Below are 13,477 nucleotides of genomic sequence, written 5' to 3'. Positions count from 1 at the left end.
CGACGACGTGAGGCCACTGTCCGCGACGGCCGGACGGTCCCGAAAGTCCCACTAATACGCCTCTTGACGACCCCCGATCCGCCCGGAGAAATCCTCGGTACCGCGATCCCGTGACAGGTGGATCCAGGTCCGACGAGGGCAGGCAGCGGCAAGCCATGAGCCGCACCCCCGTGATCCGGACGCGGCCGCGCCGATGGCCGCCGAGACGGAACACGCCGGCCGGCTCGGCTTACTGCGCGGCGCGGCGCGGCGTGGCGTGGGGCGTGGCCCTGGAGGTGACGCCGCTCGGAATCACCGTCCACGCCGTCCTGCCGGGCAACGTCCGCCTTTCCGGGCCTTGCTTGGCGCGCCAGGTCAGGGGAGGTCCGGGAGGGATACTGCGGGGGGCTGGGGCGGAAGCGGGTTCTGCCGCCGGTAGCGGTCGAACTGCCAGGCTGTGAAGGCCGAGAAGGCGGCGGCGACCGCGGGGACCACCCACCACGGGATGCCCAGCATGTAGGCGGGGACCGCCACGGCCGCGCAGATCGCCGCCATGGCGACGAGCAGCGGCCGCCCGAGTCCGCGCCAGGTGTGGCGCCCGTACAGACGTCGCCGGCCGGTCAGCCGTACGGCTCCGAACCACAACCCCAGGGCCGCCGCCAGACCTCCGTAGGTGCCGATGCCGGCAATGATCTGGGCTTCGTCGCGGGGCTCTTCGGCAGTGCTCTGGCGTACGTCCCCCCGGGCGAGGGCCATGACCTGGCCCCGCCAGACGGTACCGGTCACCTGGTCGCCTACGTCCAGCCGCTCCAGCAGCGGTCCCGGATCGCCGAAGAACAGCTTCCCGTTCCAGTACGGCCCGCCCGTCACGGTCGCGGTGAAGCGGTATCCACGTGGCCCCTTCAGCTGCACGTCGTCGACGGTGAAGGGGACCGTACGCACGCAGCGCTCCCACTCCCGCGCCGTGCTGTCGTCCGGGCAGGGCCGGGCGGCCCTGTAGTCCCCGAGGCGTCCTGTGTCGTACGGCACTTGTACGGCGAGCAGGAACCAGCAGAACAGCGCCGGTATCAGGGACGCCACGAGCAGTGCCGCGCCCGTGCCCCGCCCCCCGGCCGCGGGCGCCTCTGCCCGCGCCACCCTCTCCGTTTCCGCCACCACGTCCTCCCCCTGGTCGTCGGTACGGCCTCATTTAGCCACAGGGGCACACGTGTTGAGCGGCGCGGGTCGCACGGAGGAACTCTGAACAACAGGATCGCGCGCTGTGCACCGCCGTTGCACTCCGGCCCGCAGGCGGCAACACGGAGAATCACCCAACACAGAGCGATCCCGGGACCTTGGCGGCCGGGCCCAGCTCAACACCTGCGAGGTGTTCGTCGAGACGCTGCCCGAGGGCGAGACGCCCCCGGCGGCTGGCGAAAGGACGGCAAGATCGTGCTGTTCGGCCGGCTCCCCGTCATGACCCCGGCCAAGTCCAAGCCGGCGTTCGCGTACCCGAGCCTTCTGCGCCATCCCTCGGGGCCGGGTGGAACCGTCCTGGGGCGGTTCGCGTGTTTCCTCCCGTAGCGATGATCAACAGTGGGGAGACGATGTGAAGCGCGTGGCAAGCCGCCCGTCCCGGCGTACGGTCCTGGCCCTCGGCGCCGGGAGCTTAGCCGCCCTCGGGATCGGCGCCGCCGGCCCGGCGTCCGCGGACAGCCGACCGGGCGTCGACCCGGGAACCGTGCGCCGACTGCGGGACATGGAGCGGGAGCACGGCGCCCGCATCGGCGTCTACGCCCGCAATCTGGTCACCGGCCGCACGGTGGTCAACCGGGCGCAGGAGCTCTTCCCGGTCTGCTCGGTGTTCAAGCCGCTGGCCGCGGCGGCCGTCCTGCGGGACCTCGACCGCGACGGGGAGTTCCTGGCCCGCCGGATCCACTACACCGTGGCCGAGGTCGAGGCGGCCGAGTGGGCCCCGGTCACCAGGGACCACGTGGCCGACGGGATGACGGTCGAGGCCCTGTGCGCGGCCGCAGTGAGCCAGAGCGACAACCTCGCAGGCAATCTGCTCCTGCGCGAGCTGGGCGGGCCGACCGCGATCACCCGCTTCGCCCGGTCCCTCGGCGACCGCGTCACCCGGCTCGACCGCTGGGAACCGGCCCTGAACTCCGCCGAACCCTGGCGCACCGAGGACACCACCAGCCCGCGAGCCATCGGCGAGACCTACACCCGGCTGCTGCTCGGCGACGCACTGCCCCGCACGGACAGGGACCGGCTCACCGACTGGCTCCTCGCCAACACCACCAACACCCAGCGGTTCAAGGAAGGCCTGCCCGGCTGGAGGCTGGCCGACAAGACCGGCGGCGGCAGCGCCTACGGCGTCGCCAACGACGTGGGCGTGGTCTGGAGCCCGGCCGGTGTGCCGGTGGTGATGGCGGTCCTGACGACCAGGCCGGAGGCACCGCAGGGGCCGAACGACAGCAAGCTCGTCGCCGACACGGCTCGTCTGCTGGGCGAGGCCGTCCTGGGCTGACCGCTCCGGCTCCGGGACGAGCCGACCGGGCGCGGGCCGTGACGGGGAGGGGGCAGCGGTGTCGGCGGGACAGGCGGCGACGATGGGTTCGCCTACGCAGGTGAGCCGGACGAAGGCAGCCGGGACGAGCGCGGTCACCGCCCACCAGCCGAAGCCACGGCTGTGTGCGCGGAGAGCGCTTGCTGGCAACCCTCTGCCGGGGGTGCGGCGCCCGGCTCCTGATCACAGCAGAAGCCGGCCGCCCCCAGAGCCTGCCGTCGAGGGGCCCTCTGGGCTTCTCCGGCGCGCCGGACCGCGCCCGGCCGGCGACGCTGGGGGCCAGGCCGGATCGCGGGGGTGGAGGAGGCCCGCCCCGAGTGGTCCTAACCCCTCCCCTCGACTTGCGGTTTTCGCGCTGTGCGTCGCGATCAAGGGCGACGCACAGCGGAAGCTCAATGACGAGCTCCCGAAGAAGATCACCTCGCGACGTCACTGCGGCCCGCGCCACCGAGGCTGTGATCCTGGTCGTGCCCCACTTCCTGCGCCGACACGGATCCAAGCCCTTCGCCGTCTCCCTCGTTCACTGACCCCGGGACCGGGAACGGAGCCGTCACCGATCACCCGCCCGTACGGCGAGGGTCCGCCGCCGACCAGTGCTTGTGGGCGTCAGAGCGAGCCCAGGTACGCCTTCGTGGAGCGTGCCTCGGTCAGGACGATCGCCGCGGCCGAGAGTACGAAGGCCACGATGAAGCCCGTCAGTTGGTTCTGCGCTTGGCTGGTGGCCAAGTCCGCCTGGGCCACCATGGAACCGATGGCGATGCCGGACAGGCTGGCCGGCACCACCAGCAGCTGGCTCAGCCGAGGGCCCGCCTGCGGCTCACCCGACAGCACCCTGGCCCCGTTGCGCACCAGCGCGACGCCGAACGGGATGACGAAGGCACAGAGGAAAACCAGCCAGCCCACCTCGCCGAAAGCGCTCAATCCCCACACCATCCCGGACACTCCGGCGCACCCCACCACCAGTCCGTACGCGATGCCGAGACTTCCCGCCGCTGTAGCGGTACCAGGGCGCCGCCGCGCGGGCGGACCGGAACGACCGCCACGACGCGGCGGAACGGGCGAGTGTGTCATGGACCAACCTCCTGATGATGAGCAAGTACTTGAGGGCCGGCAGCTCTCCACGCCGCCCCCAGAAGAAGACAACGGAGCGACCTCGGCAGCTTGTTGGCCGACCGAACCGTCGACTGCGGCCTTTCGGCCAGGACCACGGCCTTCAATGGCGCCACGCGATCACCACGATGAGCAGGATGAGGGCGCCCGCAGCGAGCAGCAGACAGCCCTTGTGCGCGGCCGGGCCGTGCCTTCGGGTTTCGATTTGGCCGGCCGGCTGTACGCCCGGGTGTTTGCGGGCGTAGTGCTCCCTCTGCCGGCGCAGCCCTTCGGAGCGGTCGACCCACGGCGTCTTGAATGTGCACTCTCCGCACCAGAAGCGGTTGGCCACGTCGCCTCCTTGCTGTGACGTCCGTAGGGGGAGCGATCCCAACGGTGGTCTCGGCCATGGTTCTTGTACAGGCCAGACACCCGGCCATTGGTGACCGGCGGCCACGGGTAGGCTCGCGCCGTTCGTACTGGTTGATCAAGGGAGATGCCGGATGACAGAGGACCTCGGCACGTTGCTGCGTAGACTGCGCGACAAAGCGAACCTGACGCAGGAACAGGTGGCCGATCGGTCCGGGGTCAGCGTGCGCACCATCCGCCGGCTGGAGAACGGCGGATCGACGAACCACCGGATGGGGACGGTGAACCTGCTCGCGGACGCGCTCGGCCTGGAAGACGCAGACCGTCTGCTCTTGGCGGCTGCGCTCACCAGCTCGTCCACGGCGCTCCACGATGCCGGTGCGGACAACCACCCCGACCGGGGCCGCGGCCACGGCAACGGCGAGGGCGAGGGCGAGGGCCAGGGCCAGGGAGTGTCCATACCCGCGCCTGCGCGCCCGCCTGCACCCGAACCCGAACCCGAGCCCGCACCGCCCGCCGGACCGCCCGTCCCCCCGATGCTCGCCGACGCCGCGCGCGAGCTGGCAACGGAGGTCCGGCGCCGTTGGCGTCGTGAGGAGGCGCAACGTCGCGTCCACGACCCGTTCCCCCTGCCCGTACGGTGGAAGCCGGCGCCCGCCGCACTGACCGACCGGGCGGAGAACATCCAGCGGCTGGGGCCGGGCGGGACTGCGCGCGAGGTGGATCTGGGCGGCGACCTGCGGAGCACGGCCGAGGTCTACCTCAAGATCCCCTCCGGGCGGCTGGTGATCCTCGGTCGGGCCGGCTCGGGCAAGTCCATCCTCACCATCAGGCTCGTCCTGGACCTCCTGGAGACCCCGGCCCCGCACCGCCGCATGCCGGTCATCTTCAGCATCGGCTCCTGGGACCCCTCGACCACCGCACTGCGCGACTGGCTGATCGGCCGACTGCTGCGCGACCACCCGCACCTGGCCCGGCGCAGCTCCGGCGGAGCGACCCTGGCCGCCGTGCTGGTCGACGCCGACCTCATCCTGCCGGTCCTGGACGGGTTCGACGAGATCGCCGAGGGGTTGAGGCGCGAGGCCCTGGACGCGCTCAACGCGACCTCCTCCCCGCTCGTCCTCACCAGCCGGCGTGACGAGTACGCCGAGGCGGTACGAGCCGCGCACGCGCCGCTCGTCTGGGCGGGGGGCATCGAGCTGACCGACCTCACCCTCGAGGACCTCGCCGACTACCTGCCCCGCACGACCCGTCCCGTCCCCGCGTCCGGCGCGATCGCCGCCCACGACACCGGCGTGCCCGGCTCGCCGTGGGACGCGGTCATCACGCAACTGCGCACGGGCCAGGGGCCGGAACACGCCAATCTCGCCGCCGTGCTGACCACCCCGCTCATGGTCATCCTCGCCCGCACCCTGTACAGCGAGACGCCCGACCGGGATCCCGCCGAGCTCCTGGACGCCACCCGGTTCCCCTCCGTGAAGAGCCTGGACGAGCACCTGCTGGCGGGCTTCGTGCCCGCGCTCTACCGACGCCGCGCCCCGGAACGGGATGCGGCCGGCCGACAGCCCAGGGCGCCGTACGCGGACCCCGCTCGGGCAGAAGGCTGGCTCGGCTACCTCGCCCACCACCTGGTCCGCCTCGACCGCGAGCGCCAGGACCTCGCGTGGTGGCAGCTCGGCGATTCGCTGTCGCGCTCGACGCGGACCATGGTCTTCGCCCTGGCCACCGCCGTGAGCATCACCCTGATCGACTGGGTGGTCGGCCTGCTGCTCACCCCACTCTCCGTCGGCGAACTCCTCCTGCGGGGCGGCCTCATGGGACCCGCCGCAGGTCTCTGCTTCGGAGCCGTCTACGCGATGGCGGACAGATCCGGCGGCGCAGCGGCCTTCGAACCGGCCCGCGTACGGCTGACACTGCGCCCCGCGCACGACGGCCTCGGCCGCAGACCCCTGCGCACCTTCACCTTCCGTGCCGGGCAAGGCCTGATCGGCGGAACCGTCCTGGGCGTCGGATGCGCCTGCGCCCTCACCCTCCAACGCGCGCTGGTCTCCGGGACCGCGCTCACCGATCCGCACGTGGTGGAGGCCACCTTCATCAACATGCTGGTCCTCGGGCTGATCTTCGGCTCGGCCGGCGGTCTCGTCTTCGGTCTCATGGCCGCGCTCGAAGCACCCGTGGACGTCACCGCGGCGGCCACCCCGGTCAGTCTGCTGGCCTCGAACCGCACGACGGCCGGCCGGCAGTTCCTCATCCTCGCTCTAGCGTTCACCGTAGCCATCGCCTTCGGCGGGCACCTGATCGTCCATCTGCTCCGGGGTGCGTTGGGACCGCTCAACTGGGGCGTTGGGGAGAATCTCTTCATGGGTGCGGCCGGCGGGCTTGGCGGGGCTGCCTCCTACGTGCTCACCTTCACCGCCTGGGGCCAGTGGATCGTGCTCGCACGCGTCTGGCTGCCCTTGACCGGACGGCTCCCCTGGAACCCCGCCGCGTTCCTGGACGACGCCTACCACCGAGGGGTACTGCGCCAGACCGGAGCCGTGTACCAGTTCCGCCACGTCCGGCTGCAGCACCACCTCGGACGTACGTTCCGCGGTCGGCACCGGGACTTCGCCCCGGCCACGTTCACACCGCCGCCGACCGGCGCCCCCTGACCACGCGAACACGACATCGGCGCCCCCGGAACGGCACGGACCGGGGGCCGTTCGATGGCCGGTCACCAATGGCCGGTGGCTTGGCCTGTTGGCCGGGCGGATGGGGACACCACCATCGAGGCGTCCGGCTCGCGGCAGCTCAGCACGCCGCGAGCCTCCTCGACGAAGGATTTGCTCATGACGTCCCTGCGCCTCACCTCACTCGGCGCGGCCCTCGCGCTCACCGTCCTGGCGGGCGCCGGCGCGGCACACGCCGCCGTGCCGGCCTCAGTACCGGCCGCATCGGCCACCGGGCAGACCTCCGCCCCGCTGGCCGCCGCCTCCCCGGCTTCCGCTGCCGTCCCCGGCTTCAGCGACGGCTACGGTCTGTCCGTGCTCCGCGAAGAAACGCAGGTGCACAGCCCCACAGACTTCACCCTCACCGTCACCACCCCGCAGCTCTCCGGGAAGCACCAGATCCGCATCCTCCTCCCGGCCGCCTACGACAACACCCCCGGCCGCCGTTGGCCGGTCACGTACTTCCTCCACGGCGGTGGCGGCAACGTGAACGACGTCGCGGCCGCCCCGGCGCTGCACTCGGACTCGATGATCACCGTGGTCCCGGACGGGGGAATGAAGGGCTGGTACGCCGACTGGCTGATGCAGAACACGGCCGAAGGGAAGGCCAACTGGGAGACCTTCCACCTCACCCAGGTCGTCCCGTTCATCGACGCCAATCTCCGTACGCGTGCCGACCGCGCACACCGCGCCGTCGTCGGACTGTCCATGGGCGGCTACGGCTCCCTGCACTACGCCCAGGCCCGGCCCGACCTGTTCGGCCACGTGGCGGCCCTGTCCGGGGGCGTCGACTTCGGCATGTGGGAGGTCCGCGGGGCCGTCCTGGCCACCGAGCTGAACCTCGCCGGTGCTTGGTGCGCCGCGAGCAGCTCGTCCGGATCCGGTTCCGGCAACTGCGCGGGTCACGGCCCCTATGTGGACAGCGACGCGATCTTCGGCTCCCCGTACCCGTTCTTCGACGCCGACCGCGTCTGGAAGGCGGTCGATCCGGCCGCGCCCGTCAACCTCGCCAAACTCTCCGGAACCGGCGTAACGCTCTACACGGGCAACAACGACCTCATCGACGTCCACACCGCGACGGCTTCCCACACCGTCAAGGCCCGCCTCGACCAACTGGGCATTCCCAGCCGACTCGTCGACTACGGCAACGGCTCGTCGCTGGCCCCGAGCTGCGACGGCGGCCACAACTACGGCTGCTGGGCCCCGGCCTTCGCGGACTACGTCCCGCGCCTCGAAGCCGCCTTCGCCGCGGCGGGCTGACCGGTCGGGCACGGCCACCGGGCCGCAGCCGGGCCCCCGCGGGCACAGCGTCAGGCGATTGAACAGGCGCAGTGACAGCGCGTATCAGACATATGGGAGAAGAAGGGTGCGCTCATGGTGAAGTCCCGTACCGGTCTCCGCCTCACCACCGACGGGTTCGTACACAAGTGGAAGGGCGCCGATCGAGAGCCCTTTTCGGAGATCACAGAACTGGCGTCCGGCAACACCGCGCCGCACGGCGCGCAGCGGCTGTCCGCCCGCACGGACAGGGGGCAGTGTCGATGAGCCACGACCAGCCCGGACCGTACGACCAGCCCGGAGCGTTCGGGCCGCCTGAGGCCCCCGGGCCGCAGCCGTTCGGCCAGCAGGGCTGGGGCCCGCCCCAGCAACCCCACCCCTTCGGGCGGCAATCCCCGTACGGCGGCGCACAGGCCGGCTTCCCTGTCGGCTTCCCGCCGCCGCAGCCGGCGCAGGGGAAGAAGACCGGCCTGATCGTCGCCGGAGTGATCGCCGCCCTCGCGGTGATCGCGGGCAGCGTGTACTTCGCGCTCGGCCGCGACAGCGGCGGCGTGAGCAACGGTGACATCACCGTGGACAGCAAGGGCTACGAGCTCGTCGCCCCGGAGTCGGTCGACGCCTACAAGAAATCGAGTCCGGGCACCGCGCCCGGCGAGTTGAGCGCCGAACAGAAGAAGGAGGCGGCGGGTGCAGGCGTGAACAACGCACAGGCGGTGTCCGGCATTTACAACGCGGCCGGCACCGACCCCAGCGATCCCGCGAAGGTGGGCGGCAAACGCCTGACCTTCGACGGCCTCTACGGCGACATCCCCGACCCCGCCACGGCGCTCGACAACTACTTCGCCAACGTCACCAAAAAAGGCTTCAAGGGCGACGGCAAGGCGCGGGGCCTCAAGATGGAGCGCCTGGGGAGTCCAAGGACCGTGAAGCCCGCCGGATTCGAGGGCGCGCTCATGAAATGCCAGGACGTGAAGGTCACCCACGACAAGGATGCGGGCGCCCCCAAGGGCGGTGCAGCGGAGTTCCAGTTTCCGGTCTGCGCCTGGTCCGACCACTCCACTCTGGGAGCCGCCAACGTCTTCGAGCTGGCGCAGGCGAAGACCGGCGGCAAGGGCGCCTCGCAGGAGGAGGTCGCCGCCCTGGCCGCCGAGCTCTACAGAACGGCCCGCCGGAAGGCCTGACACACAGGAGGGACGGGCCCCGGCCGAAGCGATCGGCCGGGCCCCGTTCGTGGAGTCCGGCGGACGGTCACCAGGGCGGCCCATCCGAGACGTGCCTGAACGCCATCGGCGTGCCCAGGCGCAAGCGCATGCCGCGGGCGATGCCGAGCGGCCCGTGTCGGCCGAGACCGGGCCGGCCGCGGATGCGGCCGGGCAACGGCGGCCGCCTGCGCGGCGCCTCAGTCGGCGTTGTACCGGATCAGCGTGCGGGCCAGATCGGCGCGGGCCGGAGCCAGTTCGGCCGCGATCGACTCTGCTCGTACCGTGTCGCAGAGGACCCTGGCGGACTGCGGTTCGGCTGTGGCGAGGCAACGGCGGCGCAGGTGGGTCGGCGGGTGGGTGTCGTCGATGCTGTGTCCGCGCCGGGCCGAGACGCGGCGCCGCCGCTCGTACTCGCTCTCGGGTATCGAGCCGATCCGCTCGGCGAGTCCCTCCCACAGGTCCCGCTCGATGGCTTCGCGCGTCTCGCGGCCACGCGAGCCGCCGTCGGCCCGGGTCGCCGCGATCGACTCGCGCCGCAGATGGGCCTCGACCGCGTCGCCGATCAGCAGCCGGTCCAGCAGCGTGACGGCCGCAGCGCTCGAACCGGCCCGGGCCGCGCCCGCGTCGGCCAGGTACTCGGCCCGTTGCGAGGCCCGCATCGTCAGGCTGTCGAGCAGGAGAAACAGCCCGTAGACCAAGCAGCGCGGCAGGAACACCAGCATGTTCGAGAACACATGCGCCAGGCTCGACAAGGGCTGCGGGAGCAGGAAGGAGTACCACTGGCCCAGGGACCGCAGCGCTCCCCGCGTCACGAACGAGGAGCGGACGTCGCCGTTCGCGAAGTGCCCGAGCTCGTGACCCAGCAGCGCCACGCGTTCCTGCGGCGAGAGGACCTCCCACAGACCGGCTCCCAGGCACAGCACCCGCCGATTGCGGATCCCGTAGGTGGATACCCCGGCGTTGTGTGCGCCGTCCATCACCACCGCGTGCACGCCGGTCGTACCCACGGCCGCCGCCACCTCGTCGATCAGCTCGAAGAGCCGGGGCGCGTCCGCGCGGTACAGCACCGGTGCGTGCCGCGGCAGCCGGCCCGGCCGGGGTGCCAGCCCCGCGGCGGCCACCAGGAGCACGGCGCCGAGGACCGGCAGGACGCCGCTGTGCCACCCGCCCACGATCAGCAGCACCCCGGCCAGGAGCAGGCCCGCGGTGACCGCGTGCACCAGCAGGGAAACGACGAAAGCCAGGACGGTCGAAGTGTCCGGTCCGACCGTTCCGGCCTTCTGCCCGCTCCGCTCGATCTCCTCCGCGAGCTGCTGCCCGTGGCGGGCGGCCAGGCGCCGCCGGAACGCCGCGAGGCGCCCCCGGTCGGGGTCCGGTGCGCTCGGATCCACGTTCCAGTCACAGGCGGCGCACCAGGTGACGAACCGCGGGTTCACTGAGATGGTGGCTCCGCACCCAGGGCACTGCCGCACCTGAGGCGCCTCCACTTCGGCGACCGTTTCCATGCCTCATATCCCCTCCCTGCCGCGGACCGGCTGTGATCCGCGGCCCGGACAGGATAGGAGCACCCGCCGCGGGTTCCGCTTCCACCCCGGGCCGGACGGATATCGGCTTCACCGCCCCATGGGACTCCTCGGCCTCACCCTCACCGGCCTTCAGGACGAACTGGACGAACCGCACGGGGGTCCGCGTCGTGGTAGTTGGTGCAGTGTGACGTCGGACAGGACCCCGTCAGCGGCGAGCGCGGTCATGAATGTGCAGAACGGCTGCCGTCTGCGATCGGTCGGTGAGCCGGGGTTGAGCAGCCGTAGCCCGTTGGGAGCGGTGGTGTCCCATGGGATGTGGCTGTGTCCGAACACGAGCACGTCCAGATCTGCGAAGCGCTCGGCGCAGCGCCGCTCCCGCCCCGCGGCGCCGCCTGTCTCGTGCACCACCCCGAACCGCACGCCTTCCAGGCAGGCCCGGGCCACTTCCGGCAGGCGCCGGCGCAGCGCCGGGCCGTCGTTGTTGCCGTACACGCCGATCAGCCGCCGGGCCCTGCTTTCCAGCAGGTCCAGCGTCGCCTCGTCCGTCCAGTCCCCGGCGTGGATGACGACATCGGCCGCGTCGGCCTCGTCCAGCAACGCCTCCGGCAGGTTCTTGGCACGCGTGGGCAGATGTGTGTCGGAGGTCAGCAACAGCCGCATGCCCCCACGGTAGACGGCCCCACCCCGTGCGGCGGTCCGACGTTCCCTTACGGGCGGGCTACGTGGCCCGAGGGGATGCAGGCCCCTGCGCAGGCGTGTGCCGCCGCGCACGCGATACCTACGGGGCTTCGAGCGCGCGCCCTGAGCCCGAGCGGGAATCGACCGAGCTGTCAGCGCAGGCCGAAGCCCCACGAGCGGCCCGAGCCGGAAGCACGCCGCTGCTCCCGCACGGCCTTGCGGAACTGCTTGCGGGCCTCCGTCGCCTGCCGGGTCAGCCAGTGGCTGCCGCCGAAGGCGGTCTCCACTCGGTCCAGCAGCGGCTGGATCATGGCCAGGGCCTGCTCCGTGTCGCCCGCCTCACCGATGCTGAGGGCCACCCGGTACGCCACCTCCGCGTCGCCCCGCTCCGCCAGCTCGTCCAGGTCCACGTAGAGCTGGCGGTACAAGGCGGCGGCGGTGTGGAAATCGCCTGTCAGCCAGGCGTTGTGAACCACCCGGTGGCGCAGGTCGTCCGACGCGCCCCGGAAGGTGTCCGCCAGCAGCAGATCCGGCACGAGGGGCGCCAGCAGTGCGTACTGCCGGGCCGCTTCCTCGGGAGTGCGCCGCGCCCACGTCTCGTCCAGAACTCCGGAACCGCGGTACGAGGCGCAGGCCAGGTAGTAGCGAGCCGCCAGGGTGACGGAGTTTGAGGCGCCGAGCACCCGGGTGGCCCGCTCGATGATCTCAAGGAGCTCGCCCTCGTACCGCAGGCCGTCGCCGGGGCCGTATGCCGCCGCCTCGCCGACGCACACGACACGTGCGGTGATGGTCTCCCGGTGGTCCACTCCGAAGACCCGCATCATGCGCGGAAGGATCCGTTCCAGCTCGTCCGGCATCTCGCGGCGGACGTCCCACGCCCACAGGGTCGTGGCCTCCACGGTCAGCCAGTCGTCGGGGCCGAGCTCTGCGGTGAGGTCCTGCGCCAGCCTGCGCAGCCGGTCGCCGTAATCGTCCGGACTGTCGTGACGGGTCGCCACGAGCTGCTCGAGACGCCGGTCGAGCAGGAGGCGGACCGGGTCGCCTGCCGGGTCGGCCGGGGTGCGTATGTCGAGTACGGCCTCGTGCACCGTCGGAAGGTGGGAGGGGCGCGGCGGGATCGGTCCGGGAGCGTCCACAACGGTCGCGGGCGGGATGCCGGCCGCAGCCATGGCCGGGGCGGCGGCCTGCGCGTGCGCGATGTCCCTCAGGCGGCGGACCACCTCCCCCGCGTCGGCGGGACGCTGCCGGGGGTCCTTGGCGAGCAGGTCCAGGACCAGCCGGTCGAGCGCGGCGGGAATCCCGGGACGCAGGCCGCTCGGGGCGGGCGGCGGGACCTGGAGGTGCTGGGCCAGCAGCTCGTGCAGCTCACCACCGGTGAACGGCAGCCGTCCGGTGAGCAGTTCGGCCAGGACGCAGCCCAAGGCGTAGAGGTCGGCCCGCCCGTCCACCGGCACCCCGTCCGCACCGCCGGTCCAGCGCTCCGGGGCCATGTAGGGGAACGAGCCGATGATCATGCCGGTGGCCGTCAGGTTCGTGAAGGCCGGCGCCGATCCGCCCTGCGCCTTGGCGATGCCGAAGTCGAGGACCTTCACGACCCCGCTCTCGGTGACCATCACGTTGGCGGGTTTGACGTCCCGGTGCACGATGCCCGCCCGGTGTGCGGCGCCGAGCGCGTCGGCGATGTGCACGGCCCACTCCAGGACGTCCGCGACCTCGGGGAGGCCGGCCCTCAGGACGGTGGCGAGGGTGTCTCCCTGGACGAGCTCCATGACCAGGAAGACCATGTCCTGGCCGGCCCGCAGGCCGCGGCCCACGTCGTGAACGGTGGCGATGTTCGGGTGCGAGAGGTTCCCCGCTAGGTTCGCCTCCCGCTCCAGGCGGCGGACGTCATCGGCGTTACCCGGGTATCCGATCTTGACGGCGACCCACCGGCCGACCCGGTTGTCCCAGGCCCGCCACACCTCCCCGAAGCCTCCGCGGCCGAGCAATTCCTCCAGCTCATACCGGTCTTCGATCCGTTCCCGTACCCGCACCCGACGCCTCCTGTTCTGCGGCCCCGTCATTATGCGGGAGGGATCACGGCCGGATGGAGGCGGC

General features: G+C 71.9%; 10 protein-coding genes. 4 read left to right on the top strand and 6 right to left on the bottom strand.

Going from position 1 to position 13,477, the window contains the following annotated elements:
* Positions 1-354: 354 nt before the first annotated feature.
* Positions 355-1,134: a hypothetical protein gene (locus tag ACZ6Y1_RS28310; RefSeq protein ID WP_469635834.1), complete on the bottom strand. Its 780-nt coding sequence runs from the start codon at positions 1,132-1,134 to the stop codon at positions 355-357.
* Between the two features lie 565 nt (positions 1,135-1,699).
* On the opposite strand from ACZ6Y1_RS28310, the gene bla reads away from it, so the two are divergent.
* Positions 1,700-2,491, top strand: a complete 792-nt coding sequence (bla, locus tag ACZ6Y1_RS28305) for a class A beta-lactamase (protein ID WP_469635831.1) — start codon at positions 1,700-1,702, stop codon at positions 2,489-2,491.
* A 645-nt stretch (positions 2,492-3,136) separates the two neighbouring features.
* Here bla and ACZ6Y1_RS28300 read toward each other — a convergent pair.
* Together ACZ6Y1_RS28300 and ACZ6Y1_RS28295 are read right to left on the bottom strand one after the other, a co-directional pair.
* On the bottom strand, positions 3,137-3,472 hold the full coding sequence (locus ACZ6Y1_RS28300) for a hypothetical protein (RefSeq protein WP_469635828.1): 336 nt from the start codon (positions 3,470-3,472) through the stop codon (positions 3,137-3,139).
* 271 nt (positions 3,473-3,743) lie between these two features.
* Entirely contained in the window at positions 3,744-3,971 is a 228-nt protein-coding gene (locus ACZ6Y1_RS28295) for a hypothetical protein (protein WP_469635825.1), read from the bottom strand.
* A gap of 151 nt (positions 3,972-4,122) precedes the next feature.
* On the opposite strand from ACZ6Y1_RS28295, the gene ACZ6Y1_RS28290 reads away from it, so the two are divergent.
* The 3 genes from ACZ6Y1_RS28290 to ACZ6Y1_RS28280 all read left to right on the top strand — a co-directional run bounded on the left by ACZ6Y1_RS28290 (position 4,123) and on the right by ACZ6Y1_RS28280 (position 9,155).
* Positions 4,123-6,639 (top strand): helix-turn-helix transcriptional regulator, encoded by a 2,517-nt coding sequence (locus ACZ6Y1_RS28290; protein ID WP_469635822.1) that lies wholly within the window; start codon positions 4,123-4,125, stop codon positions 6,637-6,639.
* 177 nt (positions 6,640-6,816) lie between these two features.
* A complete protein-coding gene (locus ACZ6Y1_RS28285) occupies positions 6,817-7,956 on the top strand; it encodes an alpha/beta hydrolase (protein ID WP_469635819.1) in 1,140 nt (379 codons plus the stop codon).
* A gap of 281 nt (positions 7,957-8,237) precedes the next feature.
* Positions 8,238-9,155: a hypothetical protein gene (locus ACZ6Y1_RS28280; protein WP_469635816.1), complete on the top strand. Its 918-nt coding sequence runs from the start codon at positions 8,238-8,240 to the stop codon at positions 9,153-9,155.
* A 218-nt stretch (positions 9,156-9,373) separates the two neighbouring features.
* Here the strand turns inward: ACZ6Y1_RS28280 and ACZ6Y1_RS28275 are convergent, their stop codons facing one another.
* The 3 genes from ACZ6Y1_RS28275 to ACZ6Y1_RS28265 form a co-directional block, all read right to left on the bottom strand.
* Positions 9,374-10,612: a M48 family metallopeptidase gene (locus tag ACZ6Y1_RS28275; RefSeq protein ID WP_469635813.1), complete on the bottom strand. Its 1,239-nt coding sequence runs from the start codon at positions 10,610-10,612 to the stop codon at positions 9,374-9,376.
* A gap of 219 nt (positions 10,613-10,831) precedes the next feature.
* Entirely contained in the window at positions 10,832-11,362 is a 531-nt protein-coding gene (locus ACZ6Y1_RS28270; RefSeq protein ID WP_469635811.1) for a metallophosphoesterase family protein, read from the bottom strand.
* A 170-nt stretch (positions 11,363-11,532) separates the two neighbouring features.
* Complete coding sequence (locus tag ACZ6Y1_RS28265; protein WP_469635808.1) at positions 11,533-13,413, bottom strand: serine/threonine-protein kinase; 1,881 nt, start codon at positions 13,411-13,413, stop codon at positions 11,533-11,535.
* Positions 13,414-13,477 lie beyond the last annotated feature (64 nt).

Source organism: Streptomyces sp. NPDC053432, from assembly GCF_055585365.1.
This window is presented reverse-complemented; position numbering and strand designations above follow the sequence as displayed.

What these genes read in the sequence shown, in the direction of transcription:
- ACZ6Y1_RS28270 (WP_469635811.1), bottom strand. Translation starts at nt 11,362, where the DNA reads ATGCGGCTGTTGCTGACCTCCGACACACATCTGCCCACGCGTGCCAAG.
- ACZ6Y1_RS28290 (WP_469635822.1), top strand. Translation starts at nt 4,123, where the DNA reads ATGACAGAGGACCTCGGCACGTTGCTGCGTAGACTGCGCGACAAAGCG.
- ACZ6Y1_RS28285 (WP_469635819.1), top strand. Translation starts at nt 6,817, where the DNA reads ATGACGTCCCTGCGCCTCACCTCACTCGGCGCGGCCCTCGCGCTCACC.
- ACZ6Y1_RS28280 (WP_469635816.1), top strand. Translation starts at nt 8,238, where the DNA reads ATGAGCCACGACCAGCCCGGACCGTACGACCAGCCCGGAGCGTTCGGG.